We start from the raw sequence: 18,024 nt of genomic DNA, 5'->3' as shown, positions 1-18,024 counted from the left end.
ATAGATCCGCGTGTTCGCAATCGGACGGCCAATCGGGACAACGGCGCCATCAAAATCAGCCGGGCAGCTCCACGTCGTCGCGCAGACTGTTGCTTCGGTAGGTCCATAGGCGTTGATAATAGATGCTGCAGGCAGGGCTCGGATAAGTTCGGCCTTCGGGAGCTCTCCAGCAAGAACGAGAAGTTGCGACGCCAAATATTCCAGATGCTGGCTTCCCTGAAGCAATGCTGGAGGCAACGTCGCATGCGTGATGGCTTCGTTTCGCAGATAGTCCGATAGCTCTTTGGTCGATTGACGGATCTCACCCGCAGGCAAGTGCAAGGCAGCTCCTGAGCCAAACGCCATGACAAGCTCTGAAACACTTGCATCAAAACCAAAGGAGGCGAACTGCACCACTCTACTGTTGGAACAAGCGCCAAAAAGCACGATCTGAGCCAACCCCAGATTGACCAATCCCCGATGCTCGACCATGACGCCCTTGGGCGTTCCGGTGGATCCCGAGGTGTAGATCACATAGGCGAGATGGCGTGAGGTCAGACCGAGGGCGCGCGGGTCCGGGTTCGCGGCCGGCAGCTGCGCCCACGCCGGGGTCGCCGTCTCCAGGTCGACCACCGTCAGATCGAGTAGCGCATCGCTGCCCAGCGCCGATCGTCCCGCCGCATCGGCCAGCAGCAGAGGCGGCGCCGCATCGTTGAGCACCTGGTGCAGCCGCGCCGACGGATAGGCCGGATCCAGCGGCAGATACGCGCCCCCCGCCTTGAGGATCGCCAACAGCCCGACCACCATCGCGATGCTGCGCTGAAGGCAGATCGCCACCGGCTGGTCCGGCCTGACCCCGAGCGCGATCAGGTGGTGCGCCAGCCGGTTCGCCCGCGCATTGAGCTCGTCATAGCTTAAGCGCTGGTCCTGATAGACCACCGCCACCGCATCCGGCGCTTTGCGCACCTGCGCCTCGAACAGCTCATGGATGCACTGCTGCTCAGGATACTCCGCCGCCGTCCGGTTCAGCTCCTCCAACAGATACGCGCGCTCAGCGGACGGCAGGAGCCGGATTCGTCCTACCGGCTGCTGCGCATCGGCCATCACAGCACACAACAAATTCTGCAAATGCTGCGTCATGCGGTCGATCTGCTTGGGCGCCAAGCGACCTGCATCAAAGTGCCATCGAAAGCTCCCTTCCAGAGCGCAAACCTCAAACGTCAGCAAATTACCGGATAGGGGCGCCTCAAAACTCGGGCTTGCAAGATCACCAGCGGCAGACCCGCTATTTGCAGTAACCGTAACGCCAACCGGCCAGGGACGGCGCGATCGTAGCGCCTCACCACTCCGCAACGTCGGGTAGCGCGCGATAATATCCCGCGCAAAGCTATCGTGCTCCCTCAGCTGAGCACACTCGGCCGCCACCGCCCTGCGCACCTCTGCAAAATCATGACCGAGATCTATGATAATTTCCATTGGCACGACAGAAGCGACAAGCACCTCCACCGCCTTCACCCCGGCTCGCGATTCATTCGCTGGGGGAGTCCATCCCAATTGAAGCTCTGATTCTCCCGTGAGGCGGGCGAGATAGATCAGCCAAGCGCTCAGTAGGTACTCGGTGCGATCATTGGGGGACAGCTCGGCCAAGGCACTTGGAATGAGCCATGAACTCGACTGCCATCTCGGGGGAGCCACAGCTTGTGGAGACGACAGAAAAGGAAGCTGCAATATTTTAGATTGCTCAAGCCGCTGTCGCCAGAAACTCTCCCGAGGCGCCAACATTTCATGTGTAACAGTTATGCTCCGCGCCTCGTCATCGCTTAGAATCGGAAGGCGATCGCCTACATTCAGATCGGAGTGCCTTGCAAGTGCCCGGGCGTCCAGAGTCTCACCATCTGAGCTGCCAAACCAGACATCAACATCTTCTGTGGCCGTCGCCACACGCCAGTGGCTCGGGTGGATTTCAACCAGGGAACCCGGCGAAAGGCCCGAGCGGGCAGACGACACCTCCAAGCACCTGACTGCGACAACGTCATCGCCCACAAGAGCCTTGGACAGACATAACGGATTGGAATGATACGGCCCAAAGTCTAAGGCGCGCGTTATCGCTGAGAGATCTTGCGCGGATCGATCCCATCGCAGACAGCCCGCCGCATCTGGACGTCGACGTCTCGGAAAGTAGCTTCTGTCCACTAGCGCCTGCGGACAGGTATTGAGCTCTCCATTCGCTAAACCAGTTAAAAGCTCTCGGAAGCCCTCGACTGCAGCCCCATAACATTTGAGGTTCAGGGTTAGCGCCGTATCAGTGGGCGCAATCAAGACTTGGCGTTGAACAACCAGGTCACCCGTATCAACACCATCATCGATGCGATGCCACGTGACGGCATATTCGGTCTCTTGGGCCAGCAGCGCCCAAGACGTCGCATGAGTTCCCGCATACCGTGGCAACGGACCGTCGTGGTAGTTGAAAGCCCCTCGACGCACTCGCCCAAACACATCTGCTGGCAACATGAACGGATTGGCAACAGAAAATATCCAGTCCACCGGTTCGGTATTGAGCAGTATGGAGAGCTCTTCAACGCTCCCTACGCACAAGATATTGGCGCGAGCAGCCCAATCGCGGAATATGGCGTCGGCACTCAAGATTGCGCCGATGACGTGGCCCATCTCCATCGCTAGCTGAGCGCACCTAATCGCTAGCGTGCCACTACCAACAAAGACGGTAGAACCTATTGGTGAGGCTTCAGGTCGTTGCCCAGCCCAATCGCCGAGTTCGCAACTCGACGAGGCCAACACACATGTGTCGCAATGTTCGTATTCCACCCCCATAGACGAAAACTCCTCGTGTGCCACGCGAGCCAGCACTTTCAATGGCCCCGCGATTGACTGCTCAACTCCGCAAAATCACGCGCAGTAGGATCTGCAACAACTAGCGACTTAAATGGTCGCATGTGACATGCCCGAGCGCTTCGCCACCAAATCTGAGCACGAGCAGAGATGCGCGCCAGCGCGCAGCGGAGGAAAGCCGGAGCCGTGTTCGCGCTCTGGTTAACTCGTCGTGCAGCCTGGGTGGCCCGAAACGGCGCGCAAAACCGACTAGAGACCTCACTCAGAAAATCCATCACCACCACTTTGCGACCTGATATCCATTAGGGAAGCCCGGTCGATAGTCGCAGCAATACGAGCACGCCCCGTTTCGGAGCGGCAGCAAGCCACTTCGTTCTGCCGGACTGTTGAGCGTCAAAACGCTGCTGGACCTTCGCTCCGAGAATGCCACTCAAACGTGAGTGTGAACAGACCTAGCACTATTATGGCCAAGTCATTGCCGGGAATCGAAGCGACATCAGAATGTGAGAAACCTCGCAACACCGCGCGTGCCACGGACTGCGGCAGCATCAGCATCGCACTGATCTGGATCAATCGAACAGGTTTCATCTGAACTCTTAGCCGAGGCGGCGAGATTGTGGTGTGACGCCCATCATCTTAGCAACTAGCGTGCCAAAGATGTCCTCAAGATCTTCCTGACGAAAGAATGAGCTTCGCGCCTCGCTCGGGGAATACTGCCATCCAACTGTCGACCTTGGGACATTGACGTCTTGAAGCGGACAGAGCTCAAGATGCCAAGACGGACCGTCAATGGCGACAAGACCTCTCGTATCGAAGTCGATTGTCCTCAAGAATATCGATGGCCTTGTTGCGCTTGTGCGCGATGCCGGCTCAGATCCGTTCTTATGTGTCGGACGAGATTATGTGGCGGAGGCGCCCTAACGCCAGCCAGGTCCCGCCACGCCTGGATTCCTCCGCCACGTAATATTTCGTGCCTCTCGCGCGGACGCGGGATCCCCCTGCGCCGCAACGCCGGAGGGGCACAATGCTCAAGTTCTATTTTTCGTGTCGCGGGCTGCTCAAGCGTCTTCGTAACGGGGCGCTCGGCGCCGAGATGGATCGCATCGCGGGGTATTTTTTCTCGCTCTGTTACAAGCGAGCATCCGCTAAGCTTTATCTGAGCCGGATTGCGCGGTTCAGCCATTTTGCTGCAGCACATTGCGGTCATCTTGAATCATATTCGCCCCAAATCCGGAATCCCTTCCGATTCAATCAAGCCGTGAACCGCTCTAACCGCCGCTGGATGAAAGTTCGGTGGCAGGTCAGTTCAACAACCGACGGCTCCTGGGGCCCATCGGCAACATCCCAGAAGCCGAGCAACGCTACTACGCCATGCTGGAACAGTCGGCCATGGCAGCATAATTTGAACCAAATGGCCTCCGGCAAACCCGGGGCAGCTCGCTGAGGTCGCGCTCCCCCTTCCGGGAGGCGCCGCATGACCGCCTTCGCCGCATTCTTCGGCGAGAAGGTCGAGCGCTACATCGAGCTGCGCCGCTCCCTCGGCCACCGTGTTAGCAGCAGCGGGCCAGTTCAATCCGACTTCAATGAGGTCGCGCACGGCGTCCGTCACCAGCCCGTCGCCGCGCCTCACAAAACCGTCGAGAGTCCCCGCAAAAACGAGTGAATCACGCCTCATCCGACCCTTTCCGCATTGGCCTCAAACCAGCCCCTTCGCCACGCTCCAGCGCTGCCGCTCGAACAGACGGCGGTAGATGCCGCCGTCTAGACGGATCAGCGCGGCGTGGTCGCCCTCCTCGATGATGCGGCCGCGATCGAAGACGAGCAGCCGATCGAGCGCGCGCACCGTCGAGAGCCGGTGCGCGATGATCAGCGTGGTGCGCCCGACCATCAGCCGCTCCATCGCGTTCTGGATCAGCACTTCCGACTCCGAATCGAGGCTCGAGGTTGCCTCGTCCAGAATCAAGATCGGCGCGTCCGCAAGGAAGGCACGCGCGATCGCCACCCGCTCGCGCTGCAGCCGGAAAGCTTTACGCCACGCTCGCCGACCAGCGTACCGTAGCCCTTCGGCAGGCGCGCGATGAATTCATGCGCGCTGGCGAGTTTTGCCGCCTCCTCAATCTCGGCCTGGCTGGCGCCGGGCTGGCCGTAGGCTATGTTCTCGGCTAGCGAGCGATGGAAGAGGCATTCCTGCTGCACAATCGCAATTTGAGAGCGCAGCGAAGCCTGCGTCACCTTCGAAATGTTCTGCTCATCGATCTGGATCCGACCGCCGTTCACGTCGTAAAGTCGCTGGATGAGCTTCACAAAGGTGGTCTTGCCGGAGCCGGAGGGACCGACCAGACCGACCCGTTCGCCGGCCTTTATCGACACTGAGAAGTCCCTGTAGAGCGGCAATCCATCGTTGCCATAATGGAAATGGACGTTCTTAGAATCGATGCGGCCCTTCGTGATCCGGATCTGCTTGGCCTCCGGACAATCAGCGATGTCGAGCGGCTGGCTCTGGATATAGACCAGCTCCTCCATATCATTCACTGAGCGCTGCACGTTGCGGACGTGCATGCCTACGTCGCGCAGGTAGCCCTGCAGCACAAAGGTAAGCGCGAGGGCGATATCGCCCGCGGTTGCCTGGCGGCGTGAGCATAGAAGCAGGGCATAGCAGATCACCGCCACCCGGAGCGCGAGCAGAGTTACGCCTTGCGTCGTGCCGTTGATCGCTCCACGCACCCAGCTCCGACGCATCCGACGTCGCCACTTGGCGATGACCGTTGCGAGGCGCTCGTTTTCCCATTGTTCGGTTGCGAAGCCCTTGACCACCGCGTTGCAACTGATCGCGTCGGCGAGCGCGCCGCCAAGCCTGCTATCCCAGCTGTTCGCAAGGCTCGCCGACGGCGCGATATATCCGAGTGATAGCGTGATCGTCAATCCGACATAGGCGAGAGAGCCGCAGGCAATGATCAGGCCCATCATCGGCCAGTGCCAGCCGAGCAGCACGGCCGAACCGATCAGCATGATGAGCGAGGGGAACAACGCGACGAGGATCGTGTTGTTCAAGAGGTCGAGCGCGCCCATGCCGCGCGTGATCTGGCGTACCGTCGAGCCGGCGAAATTGTTGGCATGCCAATCGGTCGAAAAGCGCTGGACCCGATCAAATGCGTCGCTCGAGATGTCGCACAACATCTTCAGCGTCAGATCGATGATGCAGATGAAAGCAACGTGACGCATAACAATGGCGCCGAGTGCGAGCCCAATCAGCATAGAGAAGGCGGCAAGCCATGCGACGGCCTCCGTTGCAGCTCCGTTCGCAACTGCGTCGACCAGCCGGCCCGTATAGAGCGGCGTCAGTACGTCAGCCAACGTGCAGGCGAACATCGCGATCATGATGATCGCGAGCCGGGCCGGCTGCCAGCTCCAGTGGCGGCCAGTGAAGGCGAGAACGTCGCGAAAAGCGTCGACGCGCAGACCGATATGGAAACGGCTCATGGTCTATCCAGTCGCATCAATGCGATCGGTCCCAGGAAAGCTGAAATGGAAACTCCGCGATATGTTGGTTCCTTCTTCGCATCGATTGCGAAAATCGCTACTGGGTCGACCAGCTCCGCCGATCGTCCGTTGCTCCACCCGCGGCACTTGACGTACCACCTCCGACACTCTAACCGGCGCTGGATGAAAGTTCGGTGGCAGGTCATCGTAAACCGACGCCAGCACGGCAACGCCGGGTGTTGACTTCCACCTTCGAAAACATCTCAGACATAGGCATATGCCTAGGACTAGGCCTAGCTCCTCCGGCTAACGCGGGTGTCCGGTGAAAACGGGGTGCAGTTCAGCGTGTTTATTGGCGAACCATTCAAGGCTCTCGATAACATGCGTGCCAGAACTTCGCGGTTTTCTGGGTTGCTCATCATCGTTACGTGATTGCCTGGAACTGAAACTGCATGAATGGCCGCCCCACTCAAAACGCGGTCCCAGCCGCGCATGATAGATCTTGCCTCCGGGGCGATTGAGTTTTTGCCCCGCACACGACGACTAGGGGAAGCATCAGCTGCATAAAACTGATGTATCTCAATTGGCAGGGTCGCAGCTCGATACAATCGTAGTGCCCTGTGAAAATAGACATACCTCAAGGCTGCTGGAAGGCGACATCGCGGCGAAGTTCTTGGCGGCGGTGCTGGCGCAGCCTATGGTGAAGAGGCTTCTATCGAGTGATCACTTCTCGGTCGATGGTACGCTGATCGAGGCCTGGGCCTCGATGAAGAGTGTCAAGCCGAAGGACGGCTCCGGCGAACCGCCGGCGCAAGGCGGCGGCCGCAATGCCGATGCGGACTTTCCACGGCCAGAAACGCTCGAACGACACCCATGCTTCGACTACCGATCCAGACGCCAGGCTGTATCGCAAGGGCAAAGGCAAGGAGACGAAGCTGTGCTTCATTGGGCACGGGCTGATGGAGAACCGCCACGGTCTGCTGGTCGACGCCTGCCTGACGCAGGCCGACGGGCATGCCGAGCGGGTGGCCGCGCTGCACATGATCGAGCCTCGTGCTGACCGACCGACAGCGATCACGCTTGGCGCCGACAAAGCCTACGACGTTGAAGACTTCGTCAACGAGCTGCGCTCGATGAACGTGACGCCGCATGTGGCACAGAACACCAGCGGCCGCCGCTCTACGCTTGACGGGCGAACGACCCGGCACAGCGGCTATGCTGTCAGCCAGCGCATCCGAAGCGGATCGAGGAGGCATTCGGCTGGATCAAGACGATCCCGGGGCAAGAGAAGACCCGGTTCCGTGGCCGTGACCGCGTCGCATGGGCCTTTACCTTCGCTGCCACCGACTACAATCTGGTGCGGCTGCCCAAGCGGATCGCGGAGACCGGCTGATGGCCAAGGTGCCCGGCTTCGCCAAGGCCTTTGCAGGCCGCTGGCGCATCGTCGAGATGGACGTCTGGGACAACGAGTACCTCGATCTTCTCGAGGAGGCGCATCTCACCTTCCAGGGCAAGTCCGATGGCGAAATCGCGTTTGGGGCTCTCAAGAGCTTCTTGGACGTGCGCTACGGCACCCGCGACGGATCGGCGTGCGCGGAGTTCTCATGGGAAGGGCACGACGAGAACGATCCGTCCTGCGGTCGCGGATGGCTATGATCGCCACTGCAGACAGGCTCGTCGGCCACTTCTACATCCACAATGGCGACGATTCTGCCTTCATTCTTGGCGGAATAGAACCCGGCGTCTGCTGCGACCAAGCGCGGCGTGCGGCCGAGCTTGGCTTGGTGGATTTCGATGGCCGGAACCAACAGGTCCGAATCGCTCGGCCGCCGATCGTAGACTTCGTAGTCGATCACGATTTGGTTTTTCGGCCTCCTGCAGCTTGACCATCTTGCCGAACTCATTGGGCTTGCCGGCCTTACCCTTTCGAATGATCTCCGTCGAGGGCTCGAACACGCTGAAGAGCTTGTCCTCTGCCCGTGTGTGTTGCCGCGGAAGATGCGTTCCCGGGTCTGCCGCATCACCTGTCGCACGAGCGGCATCATCGTTTCCAGCTCCTGCCGCAAGCCTTTCAGCGCCAGCCGTTTCAAGATGCCCTTGGCCCGCTTCACGCCTGCGGAGATCTCATGGGAGAAGCGCTTCGCTTGCCCCACTACACGGCTCGTCGAGTTCAACAGCCGCCGGTAGCGTTCCTTGAGCTTCTCGTGATTGAGCGGTCCTTTGGCACGCGCGGTTCGCGCGATATCGAGCAGGCGCAGTTTTACGCTTTCGCGTTCGGTCGCGCAGCTTCGTTCCGGCCGTGCCCACGATCCTGGTGATCTTCTTCATGGTGCGGATCAACACCCTAACCCCGTCGCCCAACAACGTGCTGTCGGTCGGGTGGTGGATGTTGGTCTCCACCACTGTCGTATCCACGCGCATTCTGCGTCCCTGCGTCACCCCTTGTTCCTGCGCGATTTGCACGATCCGGTCGTGGATCTGCTTGATTGTCTCCGGATCCACAGCCCAGCCCCAGCGCCCCATTGTCTTCGCGTCCGGCGTCTTGCCGCCGCCTACCCGGGTGAAGTCGCGATACACCAGATTGGCGCGCACTTCGCGTCCAGCACGTGATAGCTCCAGTTGCGAACGTGCTTGAGAATCAACAATCGCAAAACCACCTCGGCCGGTGCGCCCAGCCGACCACGACTGCGGCTCTTGGGGTGTCGTCTCGCCAGCGCCTCGTACACCGCACCTACGATCTGTTCATCCGCCAGAACCCGGTCAGCATGTGGCATCCAACCTTCGCGAAGATCGCTCACTTCCCCGGCGATCAAGCCGTCGCCGAAGCTCAGTTGCGCTCTGCGCATCTCAATCACGTTTCTTCCTCCCGCCCCGCGGCACCGCCGCATTAGGGCGCAACAGCTGGTGATTGAGTTCGCAGATCGCCTCGATCGTTTCTTTCAGTTTCTGATAATTCTCCAGCCAACGGCGCACTTCGGCAACGCGCTCACGGCGCACGCTGAACTGGCGCACGCGTCCACCCGCATAGCTCACGGTCAGGACATGCACCTGGTGCCCTTCGCCGCGCGCGCACTTCGGGCAGCCGCTCTTGTGACGAACCGTGCGCTTCAGCAACGAACCGCGCAGCAGCTCACCAGTGACCGCCAGCTTCCCGACAAGCTTCTCGCGCGTTTGAAGGGCTCGATTGCGAATCATTCATACAAATGAATCAGCACCGCCCACGCAAGTCAACGTCGACCTCGTCCGACCTTGCACTTTTCGCCCTACCGATCGACTCCGCACAGCGATCAAGGTCGGTTGATTTTGCGCCGGAAAGTAGCTAACCGAATTGCTCGACTGGCTTCAGCTTTATGAATTTGGCCAAAACCAGCACGTTGAAGAAGAAATTGATGTTTAGCTTGCCGAAAACCACAGCCGGCTCGATTGGGCTGCCCGCCTCCTCAACCCTCTTGGTAAGGGCTGCCGGAGACTGCCGCTGCGAGCGTGCTGTTCGGGCCTCTGCAAGAGCTCCTTCAAGGTCCGATTCCATCGTCATGGTAGGACCCGTCGAGCACGACAGTGCGCACGTTCGGATTTTGGCACCCGGTGCGTAATATATGCTGCAAGAAATCGACGAGTTCTTTGGAATAGGAATGCCCGCCATCGGTGATGACCCGCAATCTTTCGGTCATCACCCCGCGGTCATGCGTGCGAGGTTCCTCACGGCGATAAATGCCGGCGTCGGTCGTGCTGCGCCGTGATAGCCCCGCAAGATCACGGGTTCGACAGCCTCAGCAAGCTTCTCGATGTCCTACTCGATGCGGGCGGTGGCCCCTTTTTTGAGCACGCGTAATCGATCGGCATCATCACAGCACACATCGTGGAAAGTACCAGGCTTTTTCGCATACCGGGCTTGAGGCGTTTGAGCGTCGGGACAGTTACGATGCAGCTATCGAGTTCAATGGTGGCCGGTGCCGATAGGACGATTTCGGAGCTCCTGTTGCCGCTGAGTGAAAAGGGCGGCACAACCGATCGATTTCGGAAGCGACCCGAGTGGCCGGCTCTAGCAAACCGCCGCCGCTCGGCGGCGTTCAGACACTTTACGGCCGCCCGGTAGTCCGCAGACGCTTAGCGCTTGCATTGTCTATCTCTCACCCTCCCCTGAAACAAAATAGCCGATGGTGTTTCAGCACGAGCTGTCTAAAAGATGAAATCCGAAGAGAACGTTGTGCGTGATATTCAATGTGCTCCCTTCAAGGTCTGTCTGGTTATGGCCGCCATCTATCAAGCCGCTCGCAACCAGCGAACTTTCTGCCGCATATCGCCGCGGCACCTTACTGGACCGCGCAGGAAAGTATGGGAGCTGTTACGCATTCTCGCCTTTCGGCGGATAGCCCCTTGCATTTTCTTCGCCGCTTCACCACGCTGGCAGCTGAAGTGCAGCGATGCCAAGTCTCGCGGCAGCCCAAGAGCTTGACTCTGATGTGCCGAAGCCGCGCGCTCCACTGTGCTTCGCCGAGATTGCTGACTGTAGCGATTCAACCGGGCGGCGGACGGGGGGTGTAGATTCGCCCGGATTCATCAGCCGCCAAGCGAGATCCGACATCTCGTTGCGGGCCTTACGCGGCTCCGTCGTGAGTTGAGGCAGATTGTCCGCAGGCAGCCCCTGCCCCACGGCAAAGGAGCTTGCTATGCTTTATCGTAAAACCGCTTCAGCAGGACCACGCCTACACCTTTTTGAAGTTCCCCTATCTGCCGTAACGCTGCATCGCTTTCTGGGCCGCGCGGAAGCCGCCTTGCTGACGATAGGATGCTGATTAGCAGTTGGAGCAGTTCCTCAATGGTGGCCGCGTCATCGCCCTTTTGAAGCCCGTCACTCATGCAAGCAGTCTCCTCCATCGCCTTCCAATCTTCTGGAAGCGGGACTTCTCGACAAAAAAGCATCGGTCGAGGGTTTAAAGCTGCCGGTACAGTGAGGCCGCAGACCGAAGAGTTGGAACAGGCGATGAACGGTGCTTTTGGCAATTTCCGTCTCTTTAGATGGGCGCACGCTCCAATGGATTGCGGCTTTGGGCTTGCGAGCAAGTGTCTTGCTAATCAGCTCGGCCACAGCCTCATCCTCAACCGTGCGGGGGTCCGCCGGTACGCGTCTCATCGTAGATGATCCTCGATGCGATTTGCGATAAAGCGATTGGGCCGTTTGCCGATCGTATGGGGCCGACCACCAAGCCGCGTCGCCAAGACGACGTTGCTCGGCTCGCGTTGGCAGGCCAGCACGATCTCTGTTCGCAGCGTCAGCGCCGCGGCAGCGAGCGCGACCGTATTATGGCCGTGAGCTGCGTGTCTTGGTCGCTGGAAATCGTCAGCATCGCCTTCGCCTGTCCGGTGCGCATCGATATCTCCTTCATCGGATACGCGGAACCCATGCAATAACCATGCTACGAACTTGCGGGACAGAACGCTAGCAGCGAGGCGGGTCACGGTTCTCTTCATCCATTGGCCGGGGAATGACCTGGGCAAACATCAACCGCGATGTTCTCGTGACGGGAACTTCGATCACTCGCGGAGAGCTGCAAACGATGCGCCGGCGGTATTGTCGACCAGCCCCCCGTAACTCGATCTGAATCTACGTGCATCGGGCGGTCGGCTATCGCCGGAGCAGCTCGGGAATGAAAGGTGCCACCACATCGAGATCGGGGGTGCCGCGATGGTGCCGGATTTGGTGTGTGCCTTGCTTTACGAGAGAAAACACACGCGTAGCCGCCAGCATGCCTTTGGATCGACGCTGCAGGTTGTCAGATCTCCGACATCTCCGTCTTGAACCCGACGTGTCTGATGTTGAAAGATGGAAGGTCATCTGATGACTATCGCCTCTCGTGCTGATCCGAACGGACGCCTGACGATCATACGCCGCTGTGCCGTTGGCCCCGACCTAGGCGCTCGACCTCACGTATCGTTAGGCGCTGCTTCTTCGCGCGCGCTGGCCATCGGGGCTAGCCGGCTATCTGGTCGAATTATCGGCCCAATTTGGTGACCGTCGCGCCGGGTTTTCCCGATCCCTTTGGCGCTCTTGCCGCCAGGTAGTCGTTCGCGGCTGGCACGGTGCTTGCTGGAGATCACTTGCTAAATGCGAGGTTTGCCTATGAAACCCGGTGACGTCACCTGCGCACCCAAGCGCTTCGTATCTTCTTGGAAGGACGAGATCGTATCCGCGATCGTAGAGAAGTTTCACCAAACCAATGATCGAAGGCAGTCTCGATGAGACTCTTCGAAGTTGAACCTGCCGGATCGTCGATGCGCTCAATCAAGCTAATGCTGCACCGAGGCAAGGGGCACCGGCGAGTTTCAGGCGTATCCCATCGAAAATGGTACGGATCAGCCGCGATCCGTGCGTGGCCGCTTTTGCCTCGCACGAACAGCGCACCAACGGGCCGATTGCCGCGGATTTTGATGATTAGCAATCTAGCGTTCACCCATTCCGGGTCGCAGCTGAATGCGTTTGTTTGGTGAAGAAACCGCAAAGGCTGGAACATCCATGAGCGAAACGACCTTGATCGATAATGTCATTCCGCGTACCGATATCGTCAAACGCGCAGCGCGCATCGGCGCCGAAATCAGAAATATCAAGCTCTCGAGCGATTTGCCGGACCAGACGATCGCTGCACTCAACAGCTTGCTGCTCGACCACAAGGTGATCTTCTTCCGCGACCAAGGTCATCTCGATGACGCCGAGCAGGAGCGATTTGCTGCCCGTTTCGGGAAGCTGGTGCCGCATCCGATGCTCGGCGTTGCCAAGGGAACGGCATCGCTCCTCGAGCTTGACTCCGCGCGCGGCGGTGGCCGGGCCGATGTGTGGCACGCCGATGGGACCTTCGCCGATTCCTATCCCAAGATTTTGGTGCTGCGGGCCGTTGTGATCCCACTATTCGGCGGCGATACGGTCTGGTCGAACGCCGCGGCCGCTTATCTCGACCTGCCGCCACCGCTGCAACGGCTTGCAGACGAGCTCTGGGCCGTTCACAGCAACGTCTTCGACTATGCCGGAATGGCCCGAGTCCGCGAGGTCGATAAGAAGCATTTTGACGAGGTCTTCACCAGAACCAACTTCGAGACTGAGCATCCCGTGGTGCGTGTCCACCCCGAAACCGGAGAGCGGACGCTAGTGCTCGGCGCTTTGGTACAGCGTTTTCTTGGCATCCCCAAATATGACGGCCAAAAGCTGTTGGATGTATTCCAGTCTCATATCACCGCGCCTGAAAACACCGTGCGCTGGAACTGGAGGGAGGGCGATGTCGCGATCTGGGATAACCGCGCCACACACCATTATGCGGTCAATGATTACGGCGACCAGCATCGCGTCGTTCGTCGCGCCACCATCGAGGGTGACGTGCCCGTCAGCATTGATGGCCGGTGCAGTGTAACGCGCGTAAGGTCACCAAGCAGCGGCCCAATGAAGACCGCCTAACGCGTTCGCAAATTCACGGAGATCCTACCGTTATAGACTATGCTCCCGCGTTCGTTGCTTGTGCTAGTTGAGAAACGGCCAGCGCGGGTCTGACGAAGATCTGGTTTTCGCGAGCCTCATCGAAAGCGGGGTCGGCGCTGCAGTAGACGTACAGCCCTTCGCCGCCACGGCCTGTAGGCCACGAGGTGTGCGCGACGGCCGAGGTAATCAACGTCGAGGGAAAACGAGTTGACTTCAAGGTGCCGGCAAGCGACGGGATAGAGGAGATCGGCAGCGGCACCTATCAACGGGTGGTGATCGATCTTCGTTCGTCCAACGAGTGCCTTAAAAATGAGGAGCTCCTAACGCAACGGTCGGCCTGACATTGCGGCCAGCTTGTGATACAATGCATGCCGGACCTGCTCGTGAGGAAGCGGTAGCGCCTTGCGATGGGAAAAGGAGAATAATCGGGTGCGACCAGAAGGCGAGCATAGCGTGGCTTCTCACTGGCAGTATCAGGTTAGGTTCGATGTGAATGATTCCGCCACGGCGGAATCGGTAGGCCGAAAACTTCGTGTTCCGGCACTGGCACCGCTGTTCGATATCCTCGCCAAGCATCGCGCTGCGCCGAAATGCCAGTTCGATGCCTTTGCGGAGTATGTCGCCGCAGCAGAAGAGCACGGCGTCGAAAACTATCCGCTCTACCAGTGGACAAAGGCGACGATTGAGAATCCAGCGAAGAAGGAAAAGTATTTGAAATCCTTTGCACTCTACGTAGACGACCGGGAGATCTATGCCAAGGAGATTGCCGACGCGCTGGAGGCGGACTTGCAACCGCTCACCACTAGCGGGCTCATCACGCGAATATCGAAGTACGATACCAACCCCGCCAACAATCCTCAGCCGCGGCAGGGCCCCCGCGATTAGGGCTGGGAGCGAGCTGAACGCCGGCTATTGGCCCCAAGCCGAAGACCATCCTAAGGACGCGCGGTCCACTTTCTGGGGGATTGTGTTGCACAAGTCGATTTTCGCCGATGACCAAAATTCTGCGGGCCGTGGGCGCGACTTTCGTATACAAAATGTGAGGGACCTCACGGCCTCACGCAAAATTCACAGGCAACTTCGATACCACGATTGAGGTCATACGAATCAGCGATCGCTCGCTGCTTAGTGCTTTCGCGAAAAATCTTGAGCCCTGCAACTTTCGACTTTTGCAACACTATCTGGGGTGAATCGGACAGGGTTGGCGCTGGCCTTCGACCGATGCTTATGGGCCCAACTCGAACGTGTCAGCCTCGCCGGGCGGATCCGACGATTGTGATCAGAAGAGCGCTGGGGTCGAACCTCAATCAGCCGCATAGAACGCTTCCCGAATGGGATTCGAGATCGCGCCGGAGCCAATAATCGCCGTCTTGGTCATGAACCGCTCGGTGACAAACGATTCCAGGCTGTTTCCCGTCACTTTCTCGATCACGGCCCTCAGCACGTCCGTCGTAAGCGAGTACTCCCAGCCTGTACCAGGCTGATAACAAGCGGAACGGAGGCGAGACGCTGCATTGCTTCGACGCAACGAAGGGGGCGCCCAAAATGCCAGAATTGACAAATGGAGGCTCTGTCCAAACTTTCGACCGCTCCATCGCACAGAGAGGTCATTGCCGGCTACTACAATGTCGGCAATTTCGGCAGCGCCGATCGGATGGACTACAGTAATCTTATCCACCAAGGTTCCGCCGCGTCGTGCTCGCGTTTGGCAGCTTGGCGATGAAGTGTTCGGCGTCATGCAGCGTTTGGGACTGCTCCTTAGCTGGAGGGTTAGCGGTTGCGCAGTACGACATCGCTCTCCCCCACTCGTCAGCGCAGAGGTTTACCTACTAGACTAGCAGGCTGCGGAAAAAGTATCGCGGATCGGCTGCGATTGTGATTCCTTTGTCCTGTTGAATCGGGGCAGAGGACAGCCGATGCGCGGAGAAGATGAGGCGTCAGAGGGCCTTTTTTCGTACGTGAGCTGCTCGGCGCGGGTTCCCAAAGATCACCCGCTGCGGGCCATTAGGCGGCTTGTCGATGGGGCACGTGAGGCGCTCTCAGGCGATTTCGCGAAGCTTGGCCAGCCTTCGATTCCGCCAGAGAAGCTGTTGCGGGCGCTGCTTTTACAAGCGTTCTACTCGGTGCGCTCAGAGCGCCAGTTGATGGAGCAACTCGATTACAATCTGTTGTTTCGCTGGTTCGTCGGGCTGTCGATGGACGCGCCGATCTGGGACGTGACGGTAATCACCAAGAACCGGAAGCGGCTTCTGGAAGGGGATGTCGCGGCGAAGTTCTTCGGCGCGGTGTTGGACCAGGCTGAGGTGAAGCAGCTCCTGTCGAACGATCACTTCTCGGTCGATGGCACGCTTATCGAGGCGTGGGCATCAATGAAGAGCTTCCGACGCAAGGACGGCAAGGACAAGCCGCCGGATCCAGGCCGCAATGGCGAGCGCGGCTTCCACAAGGAGAAGCGCTCCAACGAGACGCATGGATCAACCACCGATGAGCTATCGCTAAATTTTGGTGACGGCCTGGCCGGTCAGGCGGCGGCGGTTTTGGGCTGACGGTCAGCCGGTTTGGCGATGACCTCGATCCCATCGTTGAATGTCACACCGAGAACGAGTTTTGGCAACTGGTTGTGGCCATCGAGACGACGCCAGCTTTTCTGCGCGGCCTCGAGCAGTTTGAAGACCATCGCGAGCGCCGTCCTGTTGGACAGGCACCCCTTCGATCGGATCGTGCGGTGGCGCACGGTAGCGAAGGTGCTTTCAATGGGATTGGTCGTCCGCAGGTGTTTCCAGTGCTCGGCCGGGAAGTCGTAGAACGCCAGTAGCGTGTCCCGATCCCTGCTCAGGCAGTCGGCCGCCTTCTCGTATTTGGGCGTGTAACTCTCGATGAAGGCGTCGAACGCCAGCTCGGCGGCGGCCTTGGTTTCGGCCATCCAGATCTCCTGCAACGCGCGTTTGGCCTTCGGCTGCTGGCTCTTCGGCAACTTGGCGATCACGTTCGCGGTCTTGTGCACCCAGCAGCGCTGCTCGCGCGTTTTCGGCCAGACCTCACCGGCAGCCTTCCAAAACCCGAGCGCGCCATCGGCGATGGTGAGCCGCGGCGGCACGTCTAGCCCGCGTCGCTTCAGGTCGAGCAGCAGATCGCGCCAGTCCTGCGCGCTCTCGCGGGCGCCATCGGTGAAGCCGACCAGTTCCTTGCGGCCTTCCGGCGTTGCGCCGATCAGCACCAGGATGCACTGCTTTTCGTCTTCGAGGCGTGCCTGGAGATGAATGCCATCGGCCCAGATGTAGACGTAGCGCTTCGCCGACAGATCGCGCCTCTGCCACGCGGTGTGTTCGTCAAGCCAACCGTCCTTCAGGCGGCCGATGGCGGATGCCGACAACCCGGCAGCATCCTTGCCGAGCAGCGCCGCCAGAGCCTCGGAGAAGTCGCCGGTGGAAATACCCTTCAGGTAAAGGATCGGCAGCAGCGTCTCGATCGATTTCGAGCGGCGCATGTAGGGCGGCAGGATCGACGGAGAGAACCGGATGCGGTCGGGGTCGGTAGCGTCCGCCTCGCGATCGCGCACACGCGGCTGGCGGACGGCGACCGGACCGATACCGGTCATCACCTCCCGTTCCGGCAGGTGACCGTGGCGCACGATGCGCTGGTGGCCGTCCGCAGTCTTCAAATCGCCATGCTTGCCGAGAAAGTCCGAGACCTCGGCCTCGACCGCCTGGGCCAACAAAGCACGCGCCCCATTGCGCAAGATTTCAGTGAGTTGATCGTCGACGTTTCCTGGCTGAATCAGCTTGATGATGTTATCTTTGGACACGGCATATCGCTCCTTCGGTGGAGAAGTGGAGGCGTCAAGCACCCCCACGATATGCCGCCTTCCCGATTCCCGCCGTCACCAACTTTGGGCGATAGCTCACCACCGATCCAGACGCCAGGCTCTATCGCAAAGGTGATGGCCAAGGCGCCAAGCTCTCCTTCATGGGGCATTGGCAAGCCGTCCGCACATCGCAGGATCGCGCGGCACCGCTCAGATAGCGACCGCGCAACACGGTGACGACGGACTTGTCTCTCCAAGTACGTCCGCTCCTGCGCACTCAGCACCAACGGCTCGATCGGCCGGCCTCTCACAGATGCATTCGCCACAAGCGCTCTCCTCTACAGAGAGATTCGAGCTATCATTATAATGTGACGAACTTGCGTTCCAGATGACTAGTCTTACTGAGTCAGAAAAAGCGTCTGATTCAAAAGGTCGCGGGCGAGGTGCT

General features: G+C 59.5%; 12 protein-coding genes and 8 pseudogenes. 9 read left to right on the top strand and 11 right to left on the bottom strand.

Annotation, left to right across the window (positions count from 1 at the left end):
• Positions 1-972: pseudogene (locus CP49_RS49615) on the bottom strand (AMP-binding protein); the annotation flags it as partial.
• A 1,332-nt stretch (positions 973-2,304) separates the two neighbouring features.
• Positions 2,305-2,490 (bottom strand): annotated as a pseudogene (locus CP49_RS49310) (formyltransferase family protein); the annotation flags it as partial.
• Between the two features lie 1,360 nt (positions 2,491-3,850).
• Between CP49_RS49310 and CP49_RS47505 the strand changes: the two are divergent.
• Both CP49_RS47505 and CP49_RS20610 read left to right on the top strand, forming a co-directional pair.
• Positions 3,851-4,270 carry a hypothetical protein gene (locus tag CP49_RS47505; RefSeq protein WP_245310783.1) on the top strand — a complete coding sequence of 140 codons (420 nt, stop codon included), beginning with the start codon at positions 3,851-3,853 and terminating at the stop codon, positions 4,268-4,270.
• 30 nt (positions 4,271-4,300) lie between these two features.
• The gene (locus tag CP49_RS20610) at positions 4,301-4,489 is read left to right on the top strand and encodes a hypothetical protein (RefSeq protein WP_057852047.1); all 189 of its coding nucleotides are present in this window, start codon (positions 4,301-4,303) and stop codon (positions 4,487-4,489) included.
• A gap of 33 nt (positions 4,490-4,522) precedes the next feature.
• On the opposite strand, the pseudogene CP49_RS20605 reads toward CP49_RS20610, so the two are convergent.
• A pseudogene (locus CP49_RS20605) lies at positions 4,523-6,306 on the bottom strand (ABC transporter ATP-binding protein).
• Positions 6,307-6,943: 637 nt separating this feature from the next.
• On the opposite strand from CP49_RS20605, the pseudogene CP49_RS42980 reads away from it, so the two are divergent.
• Together CP49_RS42980 and CP49_RS20595 are read left to right on the top strand one after the other, a co-directional pair.
• Positions 6,944-7,699: pseudogene (locus tag CP49_RS42980) on the top strand (IS5 family transposase); the annotation flags it as partial.
• Positions 7,699-8,027, top strand: a pseudogene (locus CP49_RS20595) (hypothetical protein); the annotation flags it as partial. The pseudogenes CP49_RS42980 and CP49_RS20595, both read left to right, overlap by 1 nt.
• On the opposite strand, the pseudogene CP49_RS42975 reads toward CP49_RS20595, so the two are convergent.
• The 5 genes and pseudogenes from CP49_RS42975 to CP49_RS44830 form a co-directional block, all read right to left on the bottom strand.
• Positions 8,022-9,152, bottom strand: a pseudogene (locus tag CP49_RS42975) (ISNCY family transposase); the annotation flags it as partial. The pseudogenes CP49_RS20595 and CP49_RS42975 overlap by 6 nt on opposite strands.
• A gap of 1 nt (position 9,153) precedes the next feature.
• The gene (locus CP49_RS20580; protein WP_057852043.1) at positions 9,154-9,501 is read right to left on the bottom strand and encodes a DUF6788 family protein; all 348 of its coding nucleotides are present in this window, start codon (positions 9,499-9,501) and stop codon (positions 9,154-9,156) included.
• Between the two features lie 124 nt (positions 9,502-9,625).
• Complete coding sequence (locus CP49_RS20575; protein WP_057852042.1) at positions 9,626-9,841, bottom strand: hypothetical protein; 216 nt, start codon at positions 9,839-9,841, stop codon at positions 9,626-9,628.
• A 1,133-nt stretch (positions 9,842-10,974) separates the two neighbouring features.
• Positions 10,975-11,166, bottom strand: a complete 192-nt coding sequence (locus CP49_RS20570; RefSeq protein ID WP_156438541.1) for a hypothetical protein — start codon at positions 11,164-11,166, stop codon at positions 10,975-10,977.
• The gene (locus CP49_RS44830; protein WP_156438540.1) at positions 11,159-11,395 is read right to left on the bottom strand and encodes a hypothetical protein; all 237 of its coding nucleotides are present in this window, start codon (positions 11,393-11,395) and stop codon (positions 11,159-11,161) included. The genes CP49_RS20570 and CP49_RS44830 overlap by 8 nt, the downstream gene beginning before the upstream one ends.
• A gap of 50 nt (positions 11,396-11,445) precedes the next feature.
• Here CP49_RS44830 and CP49_RS20565 point away from each other — a divergent pair, with 50 nt between their 5' ends.
• The 4 genes from CP49_RS20565 to CP49_RS20555 all read left to right on the top strand — a co-directional run bounded on the left by CP49_RS20565 (position 11,446) and on the right by CP49_RS20555 (position 14,656).
• On the top strand, positions 11,446-11,718 hold the full coding sequence (locus tag CP49_RS20565) for a hypothetical protein (RefSeq protein WP_156438539.1): 273 nt from the start codon (positions 11,446-11,448) through the stop codon (positions 11,716-11,718).
• Between the two features lie 1,102 nt (positions 11,719-12,820).
• Entirely contained in the window at positions 12,821-13,750 is a 930-nt protein-coding gene (locus CP49_RS20560) for a TauD/TfdA dioxygenase family protein (protein ID WP_057852095.1), read from the top strand.
• 185 nt (positions 13,751-13,935) lie between these two features.
• Complete coding sequence (locus tag CP49_RS49305) at positions 13,936-14,112, top strand: thioesterase, FlK family (protein WP_420807625.1); 177 nt, start codon at positions 13,936-13,938, stop codon at positions 14,110-14,112.
• A 112-nt stretch (positions 14,113-14,224) separates the two neighbouring features.
• Positions 14,225-14,656: a hypothetical protein gene (locus tag CP49_RS20555; RefSeq protein ID WP_057852039.1), complete on the top strand. Its 432-nt coding sequence runs from the start codon at positions 14,225-14,227 to the stop codon at positions 14,654-14,656.
• Between the two features lie 418 nt (positions 14,657-15,074).
• Here the strand turns inward: CP49_RS20555 and CP49_RS44825 are convergent, their stop codons facing one another.
• Positions 15,075-15,449: a serine hydrolase gene (locus CP49_RS44825; RefSeq protein WP_197423163.1), complete on the bottom strand. Its 375-nt coding sequence runs from the start codon at positions 15,447-15,449 to the stop codon at positions 15,075-15,077.
• Between the two features lie 238 nt (positions 15,450-15,687).
• Here CP49_RS44825 and CP49_RS20550 point away from each other — a divergent pair.
• Positions 15,688-16,257, top strand: a pseudogene (locus CP49_RS20550) (IS5 family transposase); the annotation flags it as partial.
• 35 nt (positions 16,258-16,292) lie between these two features.
• Here the strand turns inward: CP49_RS20550 and CP49_RS20545 are convergent.
• Positions 16,293-17,576, bottom strand: coding sequence for an IS256 family transposase (locus CP49_RS20545; RefSeq protein ID WP_057852038.1), 1,284 nt, complete (start codon positions 17,574-17,576; stop codon positions 16,293-16,295).
• Positions 17,577-17,746: 170 nt separating this feature from the next.
• Positions 17,747-17,902 (bottom strand): annotated as a pseudogene (locus CP49_RS44820) (IS630 family transposase); the annotation flags it as partial.
• Positions 17,903-18,024 lie beyond the last annotated feature (122 nt).

The organism is Bradyrhizobium valentinum (assembly GCF_001440405.1).
Lineage (GTDB): Bacteria > Pseudomonadota > Alphaproteobacteria > Rhizobiales > Xanthobacteraceae > Bradyrhizobium > Bradyrhizobium valentinum.
This window is presented reverse-complemented; position numbering and strand designations above follow the sequence as displayed.

What these genes read in the sequence shown, in the direction of transcription:
- CP49_RS20560 (WP_057852095.1), top strand. Translation starts at nt 12,821, where the DNA reads ATGAGCGAAACGACCTTGATCGATAATGTCATTCCGCGTACCGATATC.
- CP49_RS20575 (WP_057852042.1), bottom strand. Translation starts at nt 9,841, where the DNA reads ATGACGATGGAATCGGACCTTGAAGGAGCTCTTGCAGAGGCCCGAACA.
- CP49_RS20580 (WP_057852043.1), bottom strand. Translation starts at nt 9,501, where the DNA reads ATGATTCGCAATCGAGCCCTTCAAACGCGCGAGAAGCTTGTCGGGAAG.
- CP49_RS20570 (WP_156438541.1), bottom strand. Translation starts at nt 11,166, where the DNA reads ATGAGTGACGGGCTTCAAAAGGGCGATGACGCGGCCACCATTGAGGAA.
- CP49_RS20565 (WP_156438539.1), top strand. Translation starts at nt 11,446, where the DNA reads ATGATCCTCGATGCGATTTGCGATAAAGCGATTGGGCCGTTTGCCGAT.
- CP49_RS20610 (WP_057852047.1), top strand. Translation starts at nt 4,301, where the DNA reads ATGACCGCCTTCGCCGCATTCTTCGGCGAGAAGGTCGAGCGCTACATC.
- CP49_RS47505 (WP_245310783.1), top strand. Translation starts at nt 3,851, where the DNA reads ATGCTCAAGTTCTATTTTTCGTGTCGCGGGCTGCTCAAGCGTCTTCGT.